The following is a 20,454-nucleotide window of genomic DNA, read 5'->3' as shown; positions in this document are numbered from 1 at the left end:
CCCGCGCTCCGCTGGCGACGAGACGGGCTCGGCGCCGGCCGTTCGTCGCGAAAAACGAGACAAATCTACGAAATAAAGAACGAAAACCGGCAATGCGCGGATTTCGGGCCGGCTTCGGCCGGGGCGTCCGCGACGCTGCGCCGCGGGCCCGGCCGAAGCGCCACGCTCAAATATAGGCGTAGCCGGCGAGAAGAACGCCAGAGGCGGCGAGAGCGAGGCCGGAATACCACGGCCATTTGCGGCCGCGGGTGATGATCGCGATCGTCGCTATGGCGATGGCTGCGTGCAGCAGCGTCACCGCCATGGTCAGAATATGGTGGCGATGCTCGTGATGCTCGGCCTCGTGCAAATGCTCCTCGACGCGATGCTCGAGCGCCTCGGCGTCGGTCTTGATCGCCTTGCTCTCGTCGTCATAGCGCTTGGCCTCGCGGGAGAGCTGATCGGCCTGCGGGCCGCCCTGCTTCGAGACCGCCTCATTGACGCTCTTCTTGATGCTCTTGGCCTGGAAGAAGGCCCATTGATCGCTGGCCTTGCTCTGGCTCAGCGCGGCGGCGTTCTGCGCGCCGAGCGTGGCGGCGGTCTCGATCGTCTCCAGGCTGCCGATGGTCGCTGCGACCACTGCGAATATCGCGATCGTCAGCGACACTTGCGTCATGAAGGGCGTGCCTTCATGGGCGACGTGCTCGGCGTGCTCGGCATGCTCGAGATGCTCTGTCGTCATAGCTTCGGACATGGTCCATCCTTCGTGAAAATTTGTGTCGAAATTTAATCGAGCGAGCCGCCGGCGCGCCGCGCCGTTCCGCCCCCGAGGGGCGAATCGGTCATTCCGACTGCGTTTGAAGATAAGCCTCGATCTTGGCCGTCACCAGCTCCCACGCCTCGCGTTCTCCGGCTCCGGCCGTCTTGTCGATCGCTATGCGGAGATAGGCCAATTCTGTGTCGATTTTTTCGCGGGGAAGCATTCCGAGCCGCGTCGCCAGAATAGCGGCCTCGACGACCGCCGATTGCGCGCGGTTGAACCCCAAAAAGGGCTTGTGGGGGACGATTTTTCTTATCCGGCAGAAAAAGCGCGGCCGCTGCGGGTCGGCCTCGTTACGGACGACTTCCAATTCGGCGTGGGTGAGGGCGGCGGCAAGGCGCGGCGCCGGCCAATCGGGGACCGGCTCCATCGGCCAGCCGCTCCTGCCGCAGACGCAGCCGGCGAAGATGCGCACATCATCGATGAAGCTCGCCGTGGCGAAAGGCGCGGCCTCGAGATTGGCGAGCGTCGTCGAGGGGCGGAAGGGCGCGATGACCCAGAACTCGCCGTCCTCTATGAGCCCGAGCGGCGCGATGTGATGCTGGCCCGTGGGGCCGACCGTGGTGACGACGCATTCGCGGATCATCGGCATCGGGCGCTGCTCCCGCTCGGCTCTCGCCCCCTCCCCAACCCTCCCCCGCTGCGCGGGAGAGGGGGCAGATTCCGCGGTTCATCGAGATTTCGCGCAACGCCCCGCAAAGCGGGGGAGGGTGAGGGAGGGGGCGCGTCCCGTGAGATATCCATCATTCCCTCGCCTTGCGCAGCGTATGCCCGGCTTCGCGCTGGCGCGTCTCGTCCTCCTGCGATCGATCCGAGGCGCAGCCGAAGTCGAGCGGCTCGTCCTGCCGATAGCGCTTGCCGAGACGAAAAGCGATTTCCGCCTTCATCAGTTCCGCGCCGAGATAGAAGGCGTGCGCGCCGTCCTTCTCGACCCCGAGCTCGGGAAAGAGCGACATGGCGTCCTGCGCCACGCGATGAAAGCCGCGCGCGTAAATGTGAATGCCGTCGGCCGCGACCTCTATGCGGAAATTGTCGTCGCGCAGCTCGCGCGCGAGCTCGGCGATCTCCTCCGGCGTCGCGGCGTAGGGCCGCTTATCGTGGATTTGCAGCAGCGCGTCGCTATAGCCCTTGGGCAGGGCGGCGTCGGCGCGCGCGGCGAACAGCATGCGCCGCGCGGCGTCATGCTCCTGCACCGTGCGGCGCGTGTGCGGGCTCACCTGCACGGTGAGCAGATGGCGAATGTCCAGCTCCGAGCACAGACCCAGCAGAACCGCCGTCACGCCCGACGAATCGGCGTCGGTCAATTCGGTGAGATTGCCCGTGCCCATCATCATTTCGGCCTGGGGCTCGCGGCGGCGCGTCTCGACATAGCGCTCTATCGAGGCGGCGAGACCGAAGTGAATGGGATCGAGGATCGGATCGAGAATATAGGAAACGCCGCGTCGCTCCGCGATGCGCGCGGCGCGTTGCAGAGAATCGAGATCGCCGTGCGGATTGGGCACGAGGATCGGAACCAGCGGCGAATTATCCGGCAATAGGGAGAGCGTATGCTCGTCGAGGCTGAGCAGATGATCGGCGCCGGCGCGCGCGCCGCGCTCCAGCTCCTCGCGCTTCGCCGAATCGAGGCTGACGGAAAAGCCGCGCGCTTTCAGCGCGACGATCGTCTCTTCCATATGCGGAAAGGGCGTGTCCGGCAGGCAGCCGAGATCGATGACGTCGGCGCCCGCCTCTTTCAGCATGGTCGCGCGCGCGACGACCTCCGCGACGCTCATGATGGAGGCGTCGACGATCTCGGCGAAAATGCGCATGTCATGGCGCGTGAGATCGGCCTTGCCGCCGCGCTTGCCCAAGAACGCCGGAAGATCGGCGATTTCCTCCGGCCCGCGCTCGAAAGGGGCGCCGAAGGCCTCTGCGAGAGCGGAGAGATCGGCGCGGCAGCGGCCCGGCAATATGACGCGATCGGCCGCGAGCGGGCGCGGCAGGCGGCGCAGGATGATCTCCTGCGTCATCAGCGCCGCGACCTTCACGCCTATGTCGTGGATGCGCCAGTCCCTCGCCTCCTCGCCGAAGCCCGCCAGCATGCGCTCGAGGCGCGGCAGGGCGAGATGGCCGGTGAGGAACAGCAGGCGCTCAGACATTCCCGATCGGCTCCCGAGCGGAAAGCTCGCGGCGCCGGCGCTCGACGGCCTCGTGCAGGGCGGCGAGGCTCTCGGCGACCTGCGTCCCCTCGAAGGTTTTCAATTTGTCGGTGTTCTCGAGGTCGACGCGGCGCGGATAGACCATCACCTTGCGGTCGGGCGCCTGCGTCTCCAGCTCCGGCGCCGTGTCGCAGGCGAAGACCACCGTCGGCACGCGACATTTGCCGGCCTGGGCGAAGACATTGGTCGCGAGATTGTCGGAGATGCCATAGACGAATTTGGCGACCGTGTTGGAGGTCGCCGGCGCCACGATCAGCGTGTGGTAATAGCTGTGATAGAAGCCGCCGACCGGAACCGAGCTCGCCGTCGTGTCCTTGAACACGCGCACATGGTCCGGCATGTCCTCGAGCCTGTGCTTGTACATGCGGATGACTTCCGCCGCCGCTCTGCTGACGAAGAGATCGACATGGTCGAGCGAGCGGATGATGTCGAGACATTCGGTGAAGAAATGTCCCGAGCCGGTGAGCGCCCAGCCCCAGCGCGGCGTGACGACCTTTTTCATGATGCGATGCTTTGCTCTCTGGTGAAATCGAAGCGCGCGCCGGGAAGGCCGCCGTGCGCCAATGTTTCTTCCGCCTCCCGCAGCGCCGCGGGGCCGGCGATGAAGACGTCGAGCCCGCGCGCATATTGCGCGAAGCAGGGATCGACGATGGACTGCGCCATGATGGCATCGCCGCTGAAGCTTCCCTCATCCTGAGGAGCCTGCGAAGCAGGCGTCTCGAAGGACGAGGGAAGCCTCAGCGCCGCCGGCTCCCGCGTGCTTCGAGACGCGGCCTGCGGCCGCTCCTCGGCATGAGGGAGGGGGCTGAACCCGATCGGGTCGACGCTCTTGATGACCAAAAGCGCGCGCGCTCCCGCCTCATGCGCATACCAGGCCGCGAGACTGTCGGACGTCATGTCCCAGCTCGCTGGAATCTGGGGATTGGCGCGCGTCATCGCAACCGGGCTCCACACTGCGATCGCGCCCTGCGCATGCGCGGCCGTCGCCTCCCGCAGCGTCGCGGCGAGACGGAGGCCCGGCTCGAGATCGCAGAGCGCGCGGCCATATTGCTCCATGGCCATTATGGCCATGTCATGCGCGGCCGCGTCGGAGAAGCGCAGCGCCTCTTGCGCGCTGCGCACGGCGTCGGCGAAAGGGCCGCCGCCGGGAACGATGGCGAGAGGGCCGGGATAGCGCCGCAGCGCCGCCAGCCATTGGCGCAAGGCGGGGGAGGCGGCGAGGCTTCCGCCGAGCTTGACGACGAGAGGCGGCGTCTCAGCGCTCGGGCTCGGCGGCATCGGGAAGGCCTGGAAAGAGGTTGTGAACCTTGGCGGTCTCGGCCTGGCGCTCGCGGCGGATGCGAATGCCGACCGCGCCCGGCGCGACATCGAGCTTCTCCACCTGCACGGTCAGCGCCTGCACGCGCTCGTGCCGCAGCACCAGCTCGGCGAGGCGCTCGGCGATCGTCTCCACGAGCTCTATGTGGCCCGAGGCGAGGATCATCTTGATCGCGTCCATGATGACGTCATAGGAGAAGACATTGCGCATGTCGTCGCCGCCGGCGGAGACGCGCGTCACATCGACATCGACGTTGAAGCGCACGCGCTGCGTGCGGCCGCGCTCGAAATCATAGGCGCCGATCTCGACCGGAATGACGAGATCGCGCACGAAGACATGGTCGATCTCGCGCGTGCGCTCGCGGCTCTCGAGATAGCCGTGGCCGACCACCAGCGACCAATCGACATTGGCGGCGAGCGCCGAGCCCTTGCCGCTCGCCCGCGCCGGGCCGCCGGGGATGAGGTCGCGGATCAGCGCGACGGCCGTGGCGTCGAGCGCGCTCTTGCGGTCGTGGTCGCGGCAGAGGGCGCCGCGAAAGCCCATCACATCGACGCCCGTCACCAGAAGGCGCGGCACGTCCGGCGCCTCCAGCGAGCCGGCGAGCCCCGCCTCGAGGCCGAGCGCATGGCAGCGCTCGACGAAGGAGGAGAGCGCGCCAATGTCGAAATGCTCGATGAGCCTTCCCTTGCCCTTGTGCGCCGTGTCCAGCAGCGCGCCGGCGAAGCCCGCCGCGGCGAGGCGCGGCAGCACGTCGAGGTCCGGCCCGAGATCGGCGAAGAGCACGGCGACGAGCCGCACCCGCTGCGCGATCGGCGCCAGAGCCGCGATCAGCGCATCGGCGTCCGGCGTCGCCGGCAGCGCAAATTTGACGAAAGCGACGCCGAGCGCCGCGGTCTCCTCGATCGCCGCGCGCGCCACGGCTGGATCATGCGGCAGCTCGACGACGGCGCTGACGGGGCGGCGGCCGGCGACGGCGCGCAGGATCGCCGCGATCTCGGCCGAAGGCAGAGCGCCGAGAGCGCCGCGGGCGGCGTCCTTGCAGTCGATGACGTCCGCTCCGCCGGCGGCGGCGATCTCGGCTTCCGCCACGCTGGCGACGCTCGTCAACATCAGGGTCATCGATCAGGCGCTCTTTCGATCTCGCCTCGGCCCGCGACGGGAGAGGCAGGACGCTTGTGGAGCAAATTCTTCCGAAATCCAAGTGGCGCCGCAGGCGAATTCGAGTGGTAGCCCGCGGCTGGGCTCCTTATCTTCCGGCGAGCGCTTGCGCGAAAAAGCGAGACGACGGAGCGGCCCCATGAAAATTCTCATCGTTCTCACATCGCATGATCGGCTCGGCGACACCGGCCGCAAGACCGGCTTCTGGCTGGAAGAGCTCGCCGCCCCTTATTACGCCTTTGAGGACGCCGGTGCGACGATCACGCTGGCCTCTCCCGCGGGCGGCCAGCCGCCGCTCGACCCAAAAAGCAATGAGCCGGATTTCCAGACCGACCTCACGCGACGCTTCGAGGCCGATGCGGCGGCGAAGGCGCAGCTCGCGCGGACGGTACCGCTCGCCGAGGTCCGGCAGGAGGATTTCGACACGGTGTTCTATCCCGGCGGCCATGGTCCGCTCTGGGACCTCGCCGAGAATGCGCATTCGATCGCGCTGCTCGAATCCTTCATCCGCGCGGGAAAGCCCGTCGCCCTCGTCTGCCATGCGCCGGGCGTGCTGCGCCATGTGAGCGCGCCGGACGGAAAGCCGCTGGTCGCGGGCAAAAAGGTGACGGGCTTCGCCAATAGCGAGGAGGAGGCCGTGGGCCTCACAGAGATCGTGCCGTTTCTGGTGGAGGACGAGCTGCGCGCGAAGGGCGGGCTGTTCTCGAAAGGCGCGGACTGGGCGCCGCATGTGGTGGAAGATGGATTGCTTATTACCGGACAGAATCCGGCGTCCTCCGGTCCGGCCGCCCGCAAGCTGCTGGAAGCGCTCGCGAAAGGGTGAGGCTCTTTCAGGCGCGGACCCTCATCCGACCCTCGCTGACGCGAGGGTCACCTTCTCCCGCAAGCGGGAGAAGGGAGAGTCCTGTCACTCTATGACGGAGCCGTTCAGCGCCAGCACGCCGGCGGCGAGATAGAGCGAGCCGGCGATCAATATGCGCGGCGGAACCGCATAGCTGCGCTGCGCGATGATCGCCAGCGCCTCCTCCACGCTCTGCGCGGCCGCCGATCTCATGCCCTCGGCGCAGGCCAGGGCGGCGATCTCTTCCGGCGGCCAGCTCTTATGCTCGCCTTCCACCGGCACGGCGACGACCTCGCCGGCGAGGCCGACGAAATGCCTTATCAGCGCGCGAATGTCCTTCGTCACCTGCGCGCCGCAGACGAAGACCAGCGGGCGGGCGTTCTTCTCCTCGAATTGCGCCATGGCCTCGGCGAGCACGCGGCCGCCGTCGTCATTATGGCCGCCGTCGAGCCAGACTTCCGAGCCCGGCGGAACCAGATCCGCCACGCGTCCGCGCGAGAGCAATTGCAGTCGCGCCGGCCATTCGGCGCGGGTGAGGCCCGCCTCTATATGCTCGGCGCCGATGTGCGGCGCGACGGCGCGCAGCGCGGCTATGGCGCCGGCGGCGTTGGCCTGCTGATGGCGGCCGGGCAGGCGCGGCAGCGGCAGATCGAGCAGGCCGCGCTCGTCCTCATAGACGAAGCGGCCGTTCTCCTCGCGAATATGGAAATCCTCGCCGGCGATGGAGAGCGGCGCGCCGACGCGCCGCGCCTCGCGCTCCAGCACGTCGCGGGCGCCGTCATGCTGCTGAAAGCCGATGATCGCGGGCGCGCCGCGCTTCAAAATGCCGGCTTTCTCATAGGCGATCTTCTCGATCGTATCGCCGAGAAACTCGGGATGGTCGCGCGAGATGGAGGTGATGATCGTCGCCTTGGGGCTCTCGATCACATTGGTCGAATCATAGCGCCCGCCGAGGCCCGTTTCCAGCAGCAGCCAATCGGCGGGCTCCTCGGCGAAAAGGGTGAAGGCGGCGACGGTCGTGATCTCGAAGAAGGTCACGGGTCGCTGGCCATTGGCGCGCTCGCAATCTTCCAGCGCCTTTTGCAGGCGGGCGTCGTCCACCAGCGTTCCGGCGAGGCGGATGCGCTCGTTGAAACGCAAGAGATGCGGCGAGGTGTAGACATGCGCGCGCTGTCCGGCGGCCTCCAGAATGGCGCGCAGAAAGGCCAGCGTCGAGCCTTTGCCATTGGTGCCGGCGACATGGATGATCGGCGGCAGCCGGCGCTCGGGATGGCCCATTTCGGCCAGCAGCCATTCGGTCCGTCCGAGCGACAGATCGATCTTCTTGGGATGAAGGTCCAGCAAGCGCGTCAGAATCGCGTCGCGCTGATCCATGATATCTGCTTTCGTTCCGTCAAGCCGCGCGGCGCGGCGCTTTGGTCAGCAGCGCGCAGAGCCGGGCCAGCGTCTCGCGCATTTGCGTGCGCGGCACCACCATATCCACCATGCCATGGTCGCGCAGATATTCGGCGCGCTGAAAACCCTCGGGCAGCTTCTCGCGAATCGTCTGCTCGATGACGCGCGCGCCGGCGAAGCCGATGATCGCGCCGGGCTCGGCGATGTGGACGTCGCCCAGCATGGCGTAGGAGGCGGTGACGCCGCCGGTCGTCGGATTGGTGAGCACGACGATATAGGGCAGGCGCGCCTCGCGCAGCCGGCGCACGGCGATTGTGGTGCGCGGCATCTGCATCAGCGAGAACATGCCCTCCTGCATGCGCGCGCCGCCGGAGGCGGTGAAGATGATGAAGGGCGTGCGCTTCTCTATGGCGTGCGTCATGCCGGCGATGATCGCCTCGCCCGCCGCCATGCCGAGCGAGCCGCCCATGAACTCGAAGTCCTGCACCGCGACGGTCACGGCCGCGCCCTCGAGCTTGCCATAGGCGATCGTGACCGCATCCTGATGGCCGGTCTTGAGGCGATATTCCTTGATCTTGTCGACATAGCGCTTGATGTCGCGGAACTTCAGCGGATCGCTCGGAACCTCTGGCGTCGGCACCACTTCGTGCTCGCCATTGTCGAAGAGGCCGGCGAGCCGCGCCTCCACCGGAATGCGCATGTGATAGCCGGAGCCCGGCACGACATAGAGATTGTCCTCTATGTCCTTGTGGAACACGAGCTGGCCGCTCTCCGGGCATTTGACCCAGGCGTTCTCCGGCGCCTCGCGCTTGATGAGGGCTTTGATCTTGGGCGGAACGACGTTGGAATACCAGTTCATGACCAGAGCCTCGCGATCGCTCCCAGGGCGCCTTTCAACGAGAAGGGCTCGTCCTTCTTCGCCTCTTGAGACCGCGCGCCGCGCACGCCGCGGGAGAGATCGGCGACGAGGCTCGTCACCGCCTCCACCGTCCGCGGACCGGCGCGATTCTCGGCGTCGAGCGATTTCGCCAGCGCATCGACCAGCGCCGAGCCGACCACCACGCCATCGGCATAGCGCGCGATCTCGGCGGCGTTCTCCGCCGTCTTGACGCCGAAGCCGACGGCGATGGGCAGAGGAGTGCTGCGCTTGATGCGCGCGACCGCCTCCGACACGCCAGAATAATCCGAGAGCGCCGCGCCGGTGATGCCGGTGAGCGACACATAATAGACAAACCCGCTCGTGTTTTCGAGCACTTTGGGCAGGCGCTTGTCATCCGTGGTGGGCGTCGCCAGGCGGATGAAATTCAGCCCCGCCGCGCGCGCCGGCAGGCACAGCTCGGCGTCTTCCTCCGCCGGAAGATCGACGATGATGAGCCCATCGACGCCGGCCGCCTTCGCCTCCTCGAGGAAGGCGGGCACGCCATGCACATAGACGGGGTTGTAATAGCCCATCAGCACGATCGGCGTCGCCTGATCCTGCGCGCGGAAGGCGCGGACCAGCTCGAGCGTCTTATTGAGCGTCATGCCCGCATGCAGCGCCCGAAGGCCCGCCGCCTGAATGGCGGGGCCGTCGGCCATGGGATCGGTGAAGGGAATGCCGAGCTCGATCAGATCCGCGCCGGCCTCGGGCAGGCGCTTCAATAGAGCGAGCGAGGTCTCGAGGTCCGGGTCGCCCGCCATGACGAAGGTCACGAGGGCGGCGCGGCCCTCGGCGCGCAGGGCTTCGAAGCGGGCGTCGATGCGTGTGCTCATGGCCGCAGGCGATAGCATAGGGGAGGGCGAAGGGGAATGGCGGGGGTGGGGCGTCATTCCAGCAATGTCGTGAGCCGGGCGATCACCTCATTGACGATATAGTCGGGAGCGCTCTCGAGCTTGCGGGCGCCGCGGGCGCGAAGATCTAGCGTCCGCGCCTGATCGCAGCGGACGACGCCATCGGTCGAAAGTCCGCTGCCCGTGAGCGGAACCGTGAAGCCGGTTGCGCGAGCGAAGCCGCCCCCGCCGGTGATCGGCACGCAGAGCGGCGCCCCGGTGTGGCGGTTGAAGCGGCTCGCCGAAACGATCATCACGCAACGGCGGCCTTTTTGCTCACGCCCTTCGGTCGGATCGAGATCGACGAGGTAGATGTCGCCTCGATCCATCAGAGAAGTTCGCGGCCAACGGGCGGCGAATTCATCCAAGCTTCGTCCTGGTCGGAGACAGAAGGGGCCTCTTCGGACAAAAGCTCGTCGAGCGAATAGCGGCGCTGGGGTTGCGGCTCGACGATCAGGCGACCGCCCTCGATCGAAAGGCCGACGGTCGATTCGGCCGCGAGCTCGAGCGCGCTGAGCATGGCGGGCGGAACCGCCACCATGATCGAGCCGCCGACTTTTCGTAACTTGGCCGTCTGCATCGCTCTGCCTTTCTAGGGTTATATAAAAATATAACCCCGGCCGGCCCCGCCGACAAGCTCACATCCCGCCCAAATGCTCCGCCACGGCGAAAATATCCTTGTCGCCGCGTCCGCACAGATTCATCACCATGATGTGATCCTGCGGCTTCTGCGGCGCCAGCTCCATCACCTTGGCCAGCGCGTGCGAAGGCTCCAGCGCCGGGATGATGCCCTCGAGCTTGGAACAGAGCTGGAAGGCGGCGAGCGCCTCCTTGTCGGTGGCCGAGAGATAGGTCACGCGGCCGATGTCGCGCAGCCAGGAATGCTCCGGGCCGATGCCGGGATAATCGAGGCCGGCGGAGATCGAATGGCCTTCGAGAATCTGGCCGTCGTCGTCCATCAAGAGATAGGTGCGGTTGCCGTGCAGCACGCCCGGCCGTCCGCCCGCCAGCGAGGCGGCGTGGCCGTTCTCGACGTCCAGGCCATGACCGGCGGCTTCCACGCCGTAAATCTCGACCGAGGCGTCGTCGAGGAAGGGGTGGAACAGGCCGATGGCGTTGGAGCCGCCGCCGATGCAGGCGACGAGCGAATCGGGCAGCCGCCCTTCCGCCTCGAGCATCTGCTCCTTCGCCTCATTGCCGATCACCGATTGGAAATCGCGCACCATGGCGGGGTAGGGATGCGGGCCGGCGGCGGTGCCGATGCAATAGAAAGTGTCGGCGACATTGGTCACCCAATCGCGCAGCGCCTCGTTCATCGCGTCTTTCAGCGTGCGCGCGCCGGACTGCACCGGGCGCACTTCCGCGCCCAGCATCTTCATGCGGAAGACATTGGGCTTTTGCCGCTCGACATCGACCGCGCCCATATAGACGACGCAATCGAGGCCGAAGCGCGCGCAGGCGGTGGCGGTGGCGACGCCGTGCTGGCCGGCGCCGGTCTCGGCGATGATGCGCTTCTTGCCCATGCGGCGGGCGAGCAGAATCTGGCCGAGAACATTGTTGATCTTATGCGCGCCGGTGTGATTCAGCTCGTCGCGCTTGAAATAGATCTTGGCGCCGCCTTCGCCGCCGACCGCCGCTGTGAGGCCGCGCAAATGCTCGGTCATGCGCTCGGCGTAATAGAGCGGGCTCGGCCGGCCGACATAGTGCTTCAGCAGGCTGTCCAGCTCGGCCTGGAAGGAGGGGTCGGCCTTGGCTTGCGCATAGGCGCGCTCGAGGTCGAGGATCAGCGGCATCAAGGTCTCGGCGACGAAGCGTCCGCCGAACAGGCCGAAGCGGCCGTTCTCGTCCGGGCCGTTGCGGAAGGAATTGGGGGTCTGGTCGTTCATGTCGGTCCTCCTCGCCTCGGCTGCGGCGCTGTCTTAGACCCTCCGCCGCTCCGATGAAAGCGCCGTAGATCGTCAGACAGATGCGCCGCGCGCCGCCGTGACAAAGGCTGCGATCTTCGCCTCGTCCTTCACGCCCCGCTCGCGCTCGACGCCAGAGGACACGTCCACCGCCGGCGCGCCGGTCAGCCGCAGCGCCTCCGCCACATTGGCGGGGTCGAGGCCGCCGGAGAGCATCCAGTCGCCGTCGCCGTAGCCGCGCATCAGCTCCCAATCGAAGACCATCCCGGCCCCGCCGGGAACGGCGGCGTTCGGCGCGGGCTTGGCGTCGAAGAGGAGAATGTCGGCGGTCTCCCGAAAGGCCGTCGCGCGCGCGACATCCGCGGCGCCGGCGACGCCGATCGCCTTGATGATCGGCAGCCCGAATCGCGCCTTCGTCGCGGCGACGCGCTCGGGCGTCTCCGCTCCGTGCAATTGCAGAAGGTCCGGCGCGAGAGCGGCGACGATCGCGTCGAGCGTGGAATCGTCGGCGTCGACGGTCAGCGCCACTTTGCGGATGCGTCCCTGCGCGACCCGGCCGAGCTCCCGCGCCGTCTCGAGCGTGATGTGGCGCGGGCTTTTCTCGAAGAAGACGAAGCCGGCCATATCGGCGCCGGCGGCGATCGTCGCCTCGAGCGTCGGCGCGGTGGACAAGCCGCAGATTTTGACGATCACGCCCGCCAAACTTCCCTCTCGCCGTTTCCGTTTTCGGGCCGCGACCCTATCATGATCCGCTCGGGCCTGAAAAACGCCATATCCTCGGGTTGAAGTCGCCGCAGCCGGCGATCTCGGCCGCCGGTTTGCGCAGTCGAGCTTTCGTGTTAGACGACACGTTCCGACGCTGTCTTTGTCGCGCGTCGAAGCCGGGCGGCCTCCGCGCCGCTCTGTCGAAGAGCCGGTCCCTGGAAGGAACAGCTTTCTTGTCCATTCCGCTTCGCTACATCATGTCGATCGGGGGCTATATCCTCCGCCAGCATCTCGCCGGCCGGAAGCGCTATCCGCTGGTGCTGATGCTCGAGCCGCTGTTTCGCTGCAATCTCGCCTGCGCCGGCTGCGGCAAGATCGACTACCCGGACCATATTCTCGATAAGCGCCTCTCGGCGGAGGACTGCCTCGCCTCGGTGGACGAATGTGGCGCGCCGGTCGTCGTGATCGCGGGCGGCGAGCCGCTGCTGCACAAGGAGCTGCCGCAGATCGTCGAAGGCATAATGGCGCGCAAGAAATTCGCCATCGTTTGCACCAACGCCCTGCTGCTGGCCAAAAAGATCGACCAGTATAAGCCGAGCCCTTATTTCACCTGGTCGATCCATCTCGACGGCGACGAGGAGATGCATGATCGCGCGGTGAGCCAGACCGGCGTCTACAAGCGCGCGGTGGAGGCGATCAAGCTGGCGAAGTCCAAGGGCTTCCGCGTCACCATCAACAGCACCTTCTTCCAGGACGCCGATCCGGCCCGCGTCGCCGATTTCTTCGACGAGGTGAAGCGCATCGGCATAGACGGCATGACGGTGTCGCCGGGCTACGCCTATGAGCGCGCGCCCAATCAGGCGCATTTTCTCAATCGCGCGCGCACCAAGGAGCTGTTCCGCGGCATTCTGAAGCGCGGACGCGGCGGACGCGACTGGGCCTTCGTGCAATCGGGCCTGTTCCTCGACTTTCTGGCCGGCAATCAGACCTATCATTGCACGCCCTGGGGTAATCCGGCGCGCACCGTCTTCGGCTGGCAGCGTCCCTGCTATCTTCTGGGCGAGGGCTATGTCCCGACCTTCAAGCAGCTGATGGACGAGACTGATTGGGACTCTTACGGCGTCGGCAATTACGAGAAATGCGCCGATTGCATGGTCCATTGCGGCTTCGAGGCCACGGCGGTGAAGGACGCCGTCGCGCGTCCGTGGAAGGCGGCGCTGGTCGCTCTGCGCGGCGTGAAGACGGAAGGCGATTTCGCGCCCGACATCTCGCTCGAGAAGCAGCGGCCGGCGCAATATGTCTTCGACAAGAATGTCGCGACGCTGTCAGAGCTCCGAGAGGCCGAGGCTAAGGAGCGGGCCGAGAAGACGCCCACAGCGGCCTAAGGTCGCCGATGATTTGCGAAAGTCCAGACCGGCGAGAATGAGATCGCCGATCTGGCGCGGCTCGCGGGCGAGATCGCGAAACACCGCGCGGAAATCGACGCCGCCGTCCGGCGTGACGGCGGAGGTGGCCAGCGGCGGCAGCGCCCGCGCCGCCGGATCATTGACCACGCGCACCACGGCCAGCGGCAGGCGCCGGCGCTCGGCGAAATCGGCGGCGATGTGGGTTTCCATATCGACGGCGGCGGCCCCGGTCCGCTTGCGCAGCGCGGCTTTGGCCCTGGGGTCGAGCACGGGCGCCTCGACGCCGGCGATGACGCCGGAGACGATCTTGCCGCCCGAGGCGCCGAGACCTTCGCTCAAAATGGACGACAGCTCGGCGCTCGTCTCATAGCGCTTGTTCTCGGCGACGACCGAGGCTCCGATGACGACGTCGCCCGGCCGCAGCGCCGGATCGAGCCCGCCCGCTATGCCGAAGCTGACGACGCCGGCTAGCGCGAAGCCCTGCGTACGCTCGAGCGCGGCGCGCAGGCCCTCAGTGTCGGCGCCGCTGCAAATCGGCACCAGACCTTCGCCCTCCGCGCAGGCGCGCTCGCTGAGCAGCCCCGTGATGATGAGGAAGCGCGGGGGCTCCACCTCATCCGGGCCGTCCAAGCGACGATTAGAGTCCGGTCTGGACAATTTTGCTGTTGCCCCTTTCGAGGTTACGATAGCGCGCGAGCGCCCACAGCGGGAAGAATTTTGCGTAGCCGTGATAGCGCAGATAGAAGACGCGCGGGAAGCCCGTGGCGGTGTAGCGCTCCTCCTTCCACAGGCCATCCGCATCCTGATTGGCCTGCAGATAGGATATGCCGCGGGCGACCGCCGGATGGCCGACCTCGCCCGCCGCCATCAGCGCCAGCACGCCCCAGGCCGTCTGCGAGGGAGTGCTCGGCGCTTTCTCATAGCCGCGATAGTCGAGCTTATAGCTGTCTCCGTCCTCGCCCCAGCCGCCGTCCTCGTTCTGGATCGCGACGAGCCAATCCACGGCGCGGCGCATGGCGCGATGTTCCGGCTTCAGCCCGGCGGCGTTGAGCGCGCAGAGCGTCGACCAGGTCCCGTATATATAGTTCATTCCCCAGCGGCCGAACCAGCTGCCGTCCGGCTCCTGCTCGGCGAGCAGGTAATCGACGCCGGCTTTCATGCTGGGGCTGGTCTCGATCGTGTCGCCGAGCTGCGCCAGCATGGAGACGCAGCGCGCCGAGACGTCCGAGGTCGGCGGATCGAGCAGCGCGCCATGATCGGCGAAGGGAATGTGGTTGAGATAATAATATTCATTGTCGGCGTCGAAGGCGCCCCAGCCGCCATTCTTGCTCTGCAGCCCTTCGACCCATTCGCGCGCGCGGGCGATGCGCTCGTCATAGGGCCGGTCGGAGCGGCCGGCGTAGGAGCGATCCATCGCCGTCACCACCACGGCGGTGTCGTCGACATCCGGGTAATAGGCGTTGGCGTATTGGAAGGCCCAGCCGCCGGGGCGCACATTCGGCCGCTGCACGGCCCAATCGCCCTTCACATCCAGCACCTGCAAGGGCGCGAGCCAGTCGAGGCCGGCGCGGGCGCGCGCCTCCTCCGCCTCACCGCCGACCTCGAGCAGCGTGTGGCAGGCGAGCGCCGTGTCCCACACGGGCGAGACGCAGGGCTGGCAATAGGCCTCGTCCTCCTTGACGACGAGCAGACGCTCGATCGATTCGCGCGCGAGCCTGATGCGCTCGTCGTCGGCGGGGACGCCGAGAACCTCATACATCAGCAGGCTGTTGACCATGGCGGGGAAGATGGCGCCGAGACCGTCGACGCCGTTCAGCCGCTGCGTGACGAAAGCCTCCGCCGCCTTTATCGCGCGCTGGCGCGGGCCTTTGGGAAAATAAGGATCGGCGGCGCGCAGCAGCCTGTCGATCGCGCCGAAGAATGCGACCAGCGCCGGATGCTGATGCGCGCCGGTCGGCCATTTCTTCACCTCGTTCGGCGGGGTGGTGAACAGCTCGCCTATATGCACGCCGAGCCGATTGACGGCCTGCGGCTTCAACGTCTGCAGCACGAGCAGCGGCACGAGGACGGTGCGGCCCCAATAGGAGATCTTGTCGATATGGAAGGGAAACCATTTCGGCAGCAGCATGATCTCCACCGGCATGGCCGGCACGCCGCGCCAGGGAATCTCGCCATAGAGCGCCAGCAGCGCGCGTGTGAAGACATTCGTGCGCGCGGCGCCGCCATGGCTGAGGATCGCCTCGCGCGCCCGCTTCATATGCGGCGCGTCAATGTCGTCGCCGATCATCTTCAGCGCGAAATAGGCCTTCACGCTGGCGCTCATATCGAGGGCGCCGTCGCGGAACAAAGGCCAGCCGCCATGCGCGCCCTGGATACGGCGCAGATAGACGGCGATCTTGCCCTCGAGCGCGTGATCGATCGGCTCGTCGCGGAAATGGCGCATCAGCACATATTCGGCCGGAATCGTGGCGTCGGCCTCGAGCTCGAAGCACCAATGGCCGTCGCCTTTGGCGAGCGCGCGCAACGCGCCGGAAGCGCGCGCGATGCTCTGGTCGAGCGCGTCGTCGCGCTTCGGCTCGATCGCAAGGGCGGTCGCGGTCATATTTTCGCGCTCCTTCGCAGCTCGGTCATCACGATCCCTTCGTCTCTCGTTTTTCTAAAAGAATGGTCTATTCGCGTCACAGACGCGCGACGCGCAGCGCCGGGGCCTCCGCGCCGCTCGGCGGCTTGACGACGATCTCCACGTCCTGTCCCAGCGCCACCAGAAAACGCAGCAGCCGCTCGACCGAGAACTGGCGGAAATCGCCGCGCAGCATTTTGGAGACGTCCGGCTGCTTGACGCCGAGCAGGCCGGCGGCCTCCACCTGCTTCAAGCCGCGCTCCTTCATCAGCCGGCCGATCTTGCCGATGAGCTGCGCTTTGAGCGCGTTTTCCGCGCGCGCGCCGGCGGCTGCTTCGTTAGGCTCGGGCGCGTTCATTGATCCGGGTCCTCGAAAATTCGGGGGGAGCCCCCTCCCTCACCCTCCCCCGCTTCGCGGGAGAGGGGGGCTGTCGACGTTTCGCGAAGCATCGATGAAACCCCGACTCTCCTCCCTCTCCCGCGTGCGGGGGAGGGTCGGGGAGGGGGGCGCAGCGCGCGCGATCCTCTCTCGAAACCGCTTCGTATAGTGATCTAACCATATCGTCAAGCGTCGGATCAGGCTGGCTCATCGCTTGCTACCCGATTTCACGGGTCCGCTCCGGGTCGCACGGAGCGTGGATGTTTGTTCGAAAGGGATCAGCCCATGGACGATCTGTTTGTGATTTGTCGCACAGGCCACATAGAGGACGGCCAAGCCCATGGCTTCGTCCTGATGCGCGCCTATGACAACGGCGACACCAATCCGTGGCCGATCATCATCACGCGCAAAGGCAACAACTTCTACGGTTTCGAGAATTCCTGCCCGCACGAGCAGATGCGTCTCGACACTTCACCCGGCAATTTCCTCGACGAGTCGGGCAATTTCCTCGAATGCGGGCAGCATCGCTCCCAATTCGACCTCGACACCGGCCATTGCTTCATCGGCCCGTGTCAGGGCGGGAAGCTGACGCCGCTTTCGCTCGTGATCGACGACGGCGACGTCTGCATCACCGGCGTGCTGCTGGCCGACGAATGAAGGCGGGCGCCGCGCCCGAGAGAGGGGCTCGGGCGCGAGCGCCCAAGCATAGACCTGGGACAGCAAAGACTGGGGACAGGAAGGATATTCCATGACGGACATGGCGGAACTGCAAAAGCGCAAGCAGCCTCTCAATCTGGCGATCGTCTATGTCGATCCCGACGCCTTCATCGCCAATTATGTGGGCTGGCTGGAGATCACGACCTTCATCACCGCGCTGCGCGCCGGCGATGTGACGGTTCCCGCCGACGGCTTCACGCCCAAGCTCACGGACCAGCAATTGAAGGCCGCCGCGGCGGTGACTTACGGCGGCGACGCGGTTTTCGCCTTCTTCATGACGGCGGCGCTCAAGGGCGACAAGGCGGCTGCCGACAAGGTCGAGGCGGCGCTCACCGAGGCCCTGGGCAAGGATTTCCCCGGCTCGACCTCGCTGTGGGCCTTCCGCACGCCGATGGACCCGCCCATCAGCCTCGAGGATCACGTCGGCGCCGCCGGCAAGAAGATGCTGCTCGGCGACATTCCGCCGCCGCCCATGCGCGCCAAGGAGAATTGGAACGCGGGCATTCGCTTCTTCGAGCAGGCGCGCAAATCCAACTTCGTCCATGAGATCATGTATCCGCTGGCCCTGTGGAGCCGCGAGCGCTGGACCGAGACGCTGGAGAAGGGCATCTCCTTCCTCACCCATATCGAGGACAATGTCCCCGTGCTGCGCGAGGTGCTCGAGGAAAAGCGCAATGATCAGGCATTCGTCGCCAATCTGCTGCTGAAATTGGCGCCGGCGATCGATCAGGAGCTGACCGAGGATATGGAAGGCTTTCTGCGCTCCCTCGCCCGCCGAAACTGAGCGAGCGTGGGCGCGGCGTATGACGTCCTGTCATACGCCGCCGCTAGCCTCGCCTGCTTCCGATTCGCCGCCGGCGATGGGAGAAGTGGGGAGGCCGTCATGAATAATTCGCCGCTGCTCGTCTCGGTGACGATAGAGCCCGAGCACGCCCGCGATTGGGAAGAGCTCGTCGAGGCGCTCGCGCGGCTGTCCGCCGGCGCGCCCGGACTGCGCGTCTCCGATCTCGATGCGATCGGCGGAACGCAGGCGCTGCTCGAGGCGGCGAGCGAGGAGCGGCTGCGAGAGATCGTCGCGCGCTTCCAGGAGCTGTCGCCCGTCGAGGCGATCATCGGCCCGCCGCGCGTCGCCTATCGCGAGCGTCTGTCGCGGCGCCAGGAAATCGATTTCACCCATAAGCGGCCCGGCCAATACGCCCGCGTGAAGCTCGTCTTCGACACGGATGGCGCGGGCGGCGAGATTTTCGAGAATCGCGCGTCGGAGAGCGCCGTTCCGGCCGAATTCGTCGATGGTGTGGAGCGCGGCGTCGTCTCTGTGGTGGAGAGCGGCGTCATTCTCGGCCGGCCGGTGGTGGAGCTGAAGGCGGCGCTGGTGGACGGCGCCGGCCATGGCTCGGATTCGTCGGTGCTGGCCTTCGAGATCGCCGCGCGCGCGGCGACGCGGGAGGCGCTGGCAAAGAGCAGCGAATTGCTCGAGCCGATCATGAGCGTCGAGATCGTGGCGCCCAATGACGTCGCCGACGCTGTGATCGCAGATTTGCGCGGCCGGCGCGCGCAGGCGCTGAAGGCGGAGCAGGGCGACGAGACCACGCGGATCACGGCGACCGCGCCGCTCGCGGAGCTGCTCGGCTATGGGGATGCGCTGAGCGCGCTGACCAAAGGGCGCGCGAGCCATAATCTGCGCTTCGGCCATTATGCACCGATCGCGCCGGAGGACGACACGCCCTTCCGTCCCGCGGCCTCCGCGCGGCCCAGCGCGACGGCCTGACGATAGAGATACGCCGGCCCGAAAGCTCCGGGCCGGCGAAATTCGATCAGCGCGAGTAGAACTCGATGACCAGATTCGGCTCCATCTGCACCGGATAGGGCACTTCGGAGGGGAGCGGCACGCGCGTGAGCTTGGCCGTCAGCTTCTGATGGTCGACCTCGTAATATTCCGGCACGTCGCGCTCGGCGAGGCCGACGGCCTCGAGGACGATGACGAGCTGGCGCGAGCTCTCCTTCACCTCGACGACGTCGCCCGGCTTCACCAGATAGGACGGAATGTTCACCCGGCGGCCATTCACCTTGATGTGGCCGTGGTTGATGAACTGCCGCGAGGCGAAGACGGTCGGCACGAATTTGGCGCGATAGACCACAGCGTCGAGACGGCGCTCGAGCAGGCCGATCAGATTGTCTCCCGAGTCGCCCTTCAGCCGGATGGCCTCCGCATAATATTTGCGGAACTGCTTCTCGGAGATATTGCCGTAATAGCCCTTGAGCTTCTGCTTGGCCTTGAGCTGCGTGCCGAAGTCGGAGGGCTTGCCCTTGCGGCGCTGGCCGTGCTGGCCGGGGCCGTATTCGCGACGGTTCACCGGGCTCTTCGGGCGGCCCCAGATGTTCTGTCCGAGACGGCGATCGATCTTATATTTGGCTTCGGCGCGTTTCGTCACTTGCCGGCGTCCTCTTCCTTTTCGCAGCCTCGCAAAAGCGCGAAAGCGAGACGCCGCGCCCTGCCTCGATCAGAGGCGAGCGTCGCCGAACCACGTTCCCGCGCGACGAGGCATGCCTCTCGCGTCAAAAGAACGCGCCCTCCTCTGCCGGAAACCGGCCGACAGGCCGCTCAGGAGCGGCCACGGGTGCGGGCCGGCGAAGGTTTCCCCGCGCCGGACTGGGGGTCATTATCCGTGCAGGCGGCGGAAGTCAAGAAAAAGGCCGGCTCGCGCAGCGCGGGCCGGCCGAAAACAACGGAGCCTCGAGGCGGCGCTCAGGGCCACCAGATCGGCGCAATGCCGTCGCGATAGGGCAGAACCTCGAAGCGCCGGCGGTTCGGCAGCGTCTCCTGCATGAACCAGCTGCGCTGATTGTCCTCCATCGGCTGATAGGCGAAATAGGTCGCATCGACCAAATAGCGATTGGTCGAGCCGACCGGGACGACCGGGCCGGGATCGAGCCAGCTGCGGCGCGGAACGACGAGCGGCTGGCGAACATAGGGGATGGGGCCGGTCGCCACGACGATTCCCTCCGCGGGAATGAAATGACGATGCGCGGAGCGATGCGTTTTGGCGAGCGCCTCGCCCGCCGTCGCGAGGGCGAGAAGGCAGGCGAGTCCGGCCGACAAACTAACGAAATGACGCATCCTCATCTCCTGATTCCGATATCGACAGGATCATAACCAATCGCGTCGCCGAGCGATACCGGCGGTCGCGAATGGCGCCTCATGAAA

The 20,454-nt window shown here is 66.5% G+C and carries 23 protein-coding genes; 5 read left to right on the top strand and 18 right to left on the bottom strand.

The window, feature by feature from the left end:
- Positions 1–166: 166 nt before the first annotated feature.
- From METLW4_RS0114275 to METLW4_RS0114250, 6 genes are all read right to left on the bottom strand, one after another.
- Positions 167–733: a DUF4337 family protein gene (locus METLW4_RS0114275; protein ID WP_018266900.1), complete on the bottom strand. Its 567-nt coding sequence runs from the start codon at positions 731–733 to the stop codon at positions 167–169.
- Positions 734–821: 88 nt separating this feature from the next.
- The gene (locus METLW4_RS0114270; protein ID WP_018266899.1) at positions 822–1,391 is read right to left on the bottom strand and encodes a DUF447 domain-containing protein; all 570 of its coding nucleotides are present in this window, start codon (positions 1,389–1,391) and stop codon (positions 822–824) included.
- 151 nt (positions 1,392–1,542) lie between these two features.
- Positions 1,543–2,937, bottom strand: a complete 1,395-nt coding sequence (locus tag METLW4_RS0114265) for a DUF6513 domain-containing protein (protein ID WP_018266898.1) — start codon at positions 2,935–2,937, stop codon at positions 1,543–1,545.
- Positions 2,930–3,499 carry a flavoprotein gene (locus METLW4_RS0114260; RefSeq protein WP_018266897.1) on the bottom strand — a complete coding sequence of 190 codons (570 nt, stop codon included), beginning with the start codon at positions 3,497–3,499 and terminating at the stop codon, positions 2,930–2,932. The genes METLW4_RS0114265 and METLW4_RS0114260 overlap by 8 nt, the downstream gene beginning before the upstream one ends.
- Positions 3,496–4,275 (bottom strand): amino acid kinase family protein, encoded by a 780-nt coding sequence (locus tag METLW4_RS28320; RefSeq protein WP_018266896.1) that lies wholly within the window; start codon positions 4,273–4,275, stop codon positions 3,496–3,498. The genes METLW4_RS0114260 and METLW4_RS28320 overlap by 4 nt, the downstream gene beginning before the upstream one ends.
- On the bottom strand, positions 4,253–5,434 hold the full coding sequence (locus METLW4_RS0114250) for a (5-formylfuran-3-yl)methyl phosphate synthase (protein ID WP_026191516.1): 1,182 nt from the start codon (positions 5,432–5,434) through the stop codon (positions 4,253–4,255). The genes METLW4_RS28320 and METLW4_RS0114250 overlap by 23 nt, the downstream gene beginning before the upstream one ends.
- Before the next feature lie 178 nt (positions 5,435–5,612).
- Between METLW4_RS0114250 and METLW4_RS0114245 the strand changes: the two genes are divergently transcribed.
- Positions 5,613–6,296 (top strand): type 1 glutamine amidotransferase domain-containing protein, encoded by a 684-nt coding sequence (locus METLW4_RS0114245; protein ID WP_018266894.1) that lies wholly within the window; start codon positions 5,613–5,615, stop codon positions 6,294–6,296.
- Between the two features lie 84 nt (positions 6,297–6,380).
- On the opposite strand, the gene METLW4_RS0114240 is transcribed toward METLW4_RS0114245, so the two are convergent.
- The 7 genes from METLW4_RS0114240 to METLW4_RS0114210 form a co-directional block, all read right to left on the bottom strand.
- Positions 6,381–7,688: a bifunctional folylpolyglutamate synthase/dihydrofolate synthase gene (locus METLW4_RS0114240; RefSeq protein WP_018266893.1), complete on the bottom strand. Its 1,308-nt coding sequence runs from the start codon at positions 7,686–7,688 to the stop codon at positions 6,381–6,383.
- A 19-nt stretch (positions 7,689–7,707) separates the two neighbouring features.
- Positions 7,708–8,568 (bottom strand): acetyl-CoA carboxylase, carboxyltransferase subunit beta, encoded by an 861-nt coding sequence (accD, locus tag METLW4_RS0114235; protein ID WP_018266892.1) that lies wholly within the window; start codon positions 8,566–8,568, stop codon positions 7,708–7,710.
- Entirely contained in the window at positions 8,565–9,461 is an 897-nt protein-coding gene (gene trpA / locus METLW4_RS24935) for a tryptophan synthase subunit alpha (RefSeq protein WP_018266891.1), read from the bottom strand. Before trpA ends, accD begins: the two co-directional genes overlap by 4 nt.
- A gap of 53 nt (positions 9,462–9,514) precedes the next feature.
- Positions 9,515–9,847 (bottom strand): type II toxin-antitoxin system PemK/MazF family toxin, encoded by a 333-nt coding sequence (locus METLW4_RS0114225; RefSeq protein ID WP_018266890.1) that lies wholly within the window; start codon positions 9,845–9,847, stop codon positions 9,515–9,517.
- On the bottom strand, positions 9,847–10,098 hold the full coding sequence (locus METLW4_RS0114220; RefSeq protein ID WP_026191515.1) for an AbrB/MazE/SpoVT family DNA-binding domain-containing protein: 252 nt from the start codon (positions 10,096–10,098) through the stop codon (positions 9,847–9,849). The genes METLW4_RS0114225 and METLW4_RS0114220 overlap by 1 nt, the downstream gene beginning before the upstream one ends.
- Before the next feature lie 58 nt (positions 10,099–10,156).
- Positions 10,157–11,404 (bottom strand): tryptophan synthase subunit beta, encoded by a 1,248-nt coding sequence (trpB, locus tag METLW4_RS0114215; RefSeq protein WP_018266888.1) that lies wholly within the window; start codon positions 11,402–11,404, stop codon positions 10,157–10,159.
- Between the two features lie 72 nt (positions 11,405–11,476).
- Positions 11,477–12,124 (bottom strand): phosphoribosylanthranilate isomerase, encoded by a 648-nt coding sequence (locus tag METLW4_RS0114210; protein WP_018266887.1) that lies wholly within the window; start codon positions 12,122–12,124, stop codon positions 11,477–11,479.
- 236 nt (positions 12,125–12,360) lie between these two features.
- On the opposite strand from METLW4_RS0114210, the gene hpnH reads away from it, so the two are divergent.
- A complete protein-coding gene (gene hpnH, locus METLW4_RS0114205; protein ID WP_018266886.1) occupies positions 12,361–13,512 on the top strand; it encodes an adenosyl-hopene transferase HpnH in 1,152 nt (383 codons plus the stop codon).
- On the opposite strand, the gene METLW4_RS0114200 is transcribed toward hpnH, so the two are convergent.
- From METLW4_RS0114200 to METLW4_RS0114190, 3 genes are all read right to left on the bottom strand, one after another.
- Entirely contained in the window at positions 13,453–14,163 is a 711-nt protein-coding gene (locus METLW4_RS0114200) for a phosphorylase (RefSeq protein ID WP_026191514.1), read from the bottom strand. The genes hpnH and METLW4_RS0114200 overlap by 60 nt on opposite strands.
- 7 nt (positions 14,164–14,170) lie before the next feature.
- Positions 14,171–16,135 carry a squalene--hopene cyclase gene (gene shc, locus METLW4_RS0114195; protein WP_018266884.1) on the bottom strand — a complete coding sequence of 655 codons (1,965 nt, stop codon included), beginning with the start codon at positions 16,133–16,135 and terminating at the stop codon, positions 14,171–14,173.
- 76 nt (positions 16,136–16,211) lie between these two features.
- On the bottom strand, positions 16,212–16,511 hold the full coding sequence (locus tag METLW4_RS0114190; RefSeq protein ID WP_018266883.1) for a helix-turn-helix domain-containing protein: 300 nt from the start codon (positions 16,509–16,511) through the stop codon (positions 16,212–16,214).
- A 306-nt stretch (positions 16,512–16,817) separates the two neighbouring features.
- Between METLW4_RS0114190 and METLW4_RS0114185 the strand changes: the two genes are divergently transcribed.
- The 3 genes from METLW4_RS0114185 (at position 16,818) to METLW4_RS0114175 (ending at position 19,017) form a co-directional block, all read left to right on the top strand.
- On the top strand, positions 16,818–17,189 hold the full coding sequence (locus METLW4_RS0114185) for a Rieske (2Fe-2S) protein (protein ID WP_018266882.1): 372 nt from the start codon (positions 16,818–16,820) through the stop codon (positions 17,187–17,189).
- A gap of 91 nt (positions 17,190–17,280) precedes the next feature.
- The gene (locus METLW4_RS0114180; RefSeq protein WP_018266881.1) at positions 17,281–18,033 is read left to right on the top strand and encodes a hypothetical protein; all 753 of its coding nucleotides are present in this window, start codon (positions 17,281–17,283) and stop codon (positions 18,031–18,033) included.
- 99 nt (positions 18,034–18,132) lie between these two features.
- Positions 18,133–19,017 carry a TetM/TetW/TetO/TetS family tetracycline resistance ribosomal protection protein gene (locus METLW4_RS0114175; protein ID WP_018266880.1) on the top strand — a complete coding sequence of 295 codons (885 nt, stop codon included), beginning with the start codon at positions 18,133–18,135 and terminating at the stop codon, positions 19,015–19,017.
- A gap of 46 nt (positions 19,018–19,063) precedes the next feature.
- Here the strand turns inward: METLW4_RS0114175 and rpsD are convergent, their stop codons facing one another.
- Positions 19,064–19,681 carry a 30S ribosomal protein S4 gene (gene rpsD, locus METLW4_RS0114170; RefSeq protein WP_018266879.1) on the bottom strand — a complete coding sequence of 206 codons (618 nt, stop codon included), beginning with the start codon at positions 19,679–19,681 and terminating at the stop codon, positions 19,064–19,066.
- A gap of 314 nt (positions 19,682–19,995) precedes the next feature.
- On the bottom strand, positions 19,996–20,367 hold the full coding sequence (locus tag METLW4_RS0114165) for a hypothetical protein (RefSeq protein ID WP_018266878.1): 372 nt from the start codon (positions 20,365–20,367) through the stop codon (positions 19,996–19,998).
- Positions 20,368–20,454: the final 87 nt, after the last annotated feature.

The organism is Methylosinus sp. LW4 (genome assembly GCF_000379125.1).
GTDB lineage: Bacteria > Pseudomonadota > Alphaproteobacteria > Rhizobiales > Beijerinckiaceae > Methylosinus.
This window is presented reverse-complemented; position numbering and strand designations above follow the sequence as displayed.

What these genes read in the sequence shown, in the direction of transcription:
- METLW4_RS0114275 (WP_018266900.1), bottom strand. Translation starts at nt 733, where the DNA reads ATGTCCGAAGCTATGACGACAGAGCATCTCGAGCATGCCGAGCACGCC.
- METLW4_RS0114270 (WP_018266899.1), bottom strand. Translation starts at nt 1,391, where the DNA reads ATGCCGATGATCCGCGAATGCGTCGTCACCACGGTCGGCCCCACGGGC.
- METLW4_RS0114265 (WP_018266898.1), bottom strand. Translation starts at nt 2,937, where the DNA reads ATGTCTGAGCGCCTGCTGTTCCTCACCGGCCATCTCGCCCTGCCGCGC.
- METLW4_RS0114260 (WP_018266897.1), bottom strand. Translation starts at nt 3,499, where the DNA reads ATGAAAAAGGTCGTCACGCCGCGCTGGGGCTGGGCGCTCACCGGCTCG.
- METLW4_RS28320 (WP_018266896.1), bottom strand. Translation starts at nt 4,275, where the DNA reads ATGCCGCCGAGCCCGAGCGCTGAGACGCCGCCTCTCGTCGTCAAGCTC.
- METLW4_RS0114250 (WP_026191516.1), bottom strand. Translation starts at nt 5,434, where the DNA reads ATGACCCTGATGTTGACGAGCGTCGCCAGCGTGGCGGAAGCCGAGATC.
- METLW4_RS0114245 (WP_018266894.1), top strand. Translation starts at nt 5,613, where the DNA reads ATGAAAATTCTCATCGTTCTCACATCGCATGATCGGCTCGGCGACACC.
- METLW4_RS0114240 (WP_018266893.1), bottom strand. Translation starts at nt 7,688, where the DNA reads ATGGATCAGCGCGACGCGATTCTGACGCGCTTGCTGGACCTTCATCCC.
- accD (WP_018266892.1), bottom strand. Translation starts at nt 8,568, where the DNA reads ATGAACTGGTATTCCAACGTCGTTCCGCCCAAGATCAAAGCCCTCATC.
- trpA (WP_018266891.1), bottom strand. Translation starts at nt 9,461, where the DNA reads ATGAGCACACGCATCGACGCCCGCTTCGAAGCCCTGCGCGCCGAGGGC.
- METLW4_RS0114225 (WP_018266890.1), bottom strand. Translation starts at nt 9,847, where the DNA reads ATGGATCGAGGCGACATCTACCTCGTCGATCTCGATCCGACCGAAGGG.
- METLW4_RS0114220 (WP_026191515.1), bottom strand. Translation starts at nt 10,098, where the DNA reads ATGCAGACGGCCAAGTTACGAAAAGTCGGCGGCTCGATCATGGTGGCG.
- trpB (WP_018266888.1), bottom strand. Translation starts at nt 11,404, where the DNA reads ATGAACGACCAGACCCCCAATTCCTTCCGCAACGGCCCGGACGAGAAC.
- shc (WP_018266884.1), bottom strand. Translation starts at nt 16,135, where the DNA reads ATGACCGCGACCGCCCTTGCGATCGAGCCGAAGCGCGACGACGCGCTC.
- METLW4_RS0114190 (WP_018266883.1), bottom strand. Translation starts at nt 16,511, where the DNA reads ATGAACGCGCCCGAGCCTAACGAAGCAGCCGCCGGCGCGCGCGCGGAA.
- METLW4_RS0114185 (WP_018266882.1), top strand. Translation starts at nt 16,818, where the DNA reads ATGGACGATCTGTTTGTGATTTGTCGCACAGGCCACATAGAGGACGGC.
- METLW4_RS0114180 (WP_018266881.1), top strand. Translation starts at nt 17,281, where the DNA reads ATGACGGACATGGCGGAACTGCAAAAGCGCAAGCAGCCTCTCAATCTG.
- METLW4_RS0114175 (WP_018266880.1), top strand. Translation starts at nt 18,133, where the DNA reads ATGAATAATTCGCCGCTGCTCGTCTCGGTGACGATAGAGCCCGAGCAC.
- METLW4_RS0114165 (WP_018266878.1), bottom strand. Translation starts at nt 20,367, where the DNA reads ATGCGTCATTTCGTTAGTTTGTCGGCCGGACTCGCCTGCCTTCTCGCC.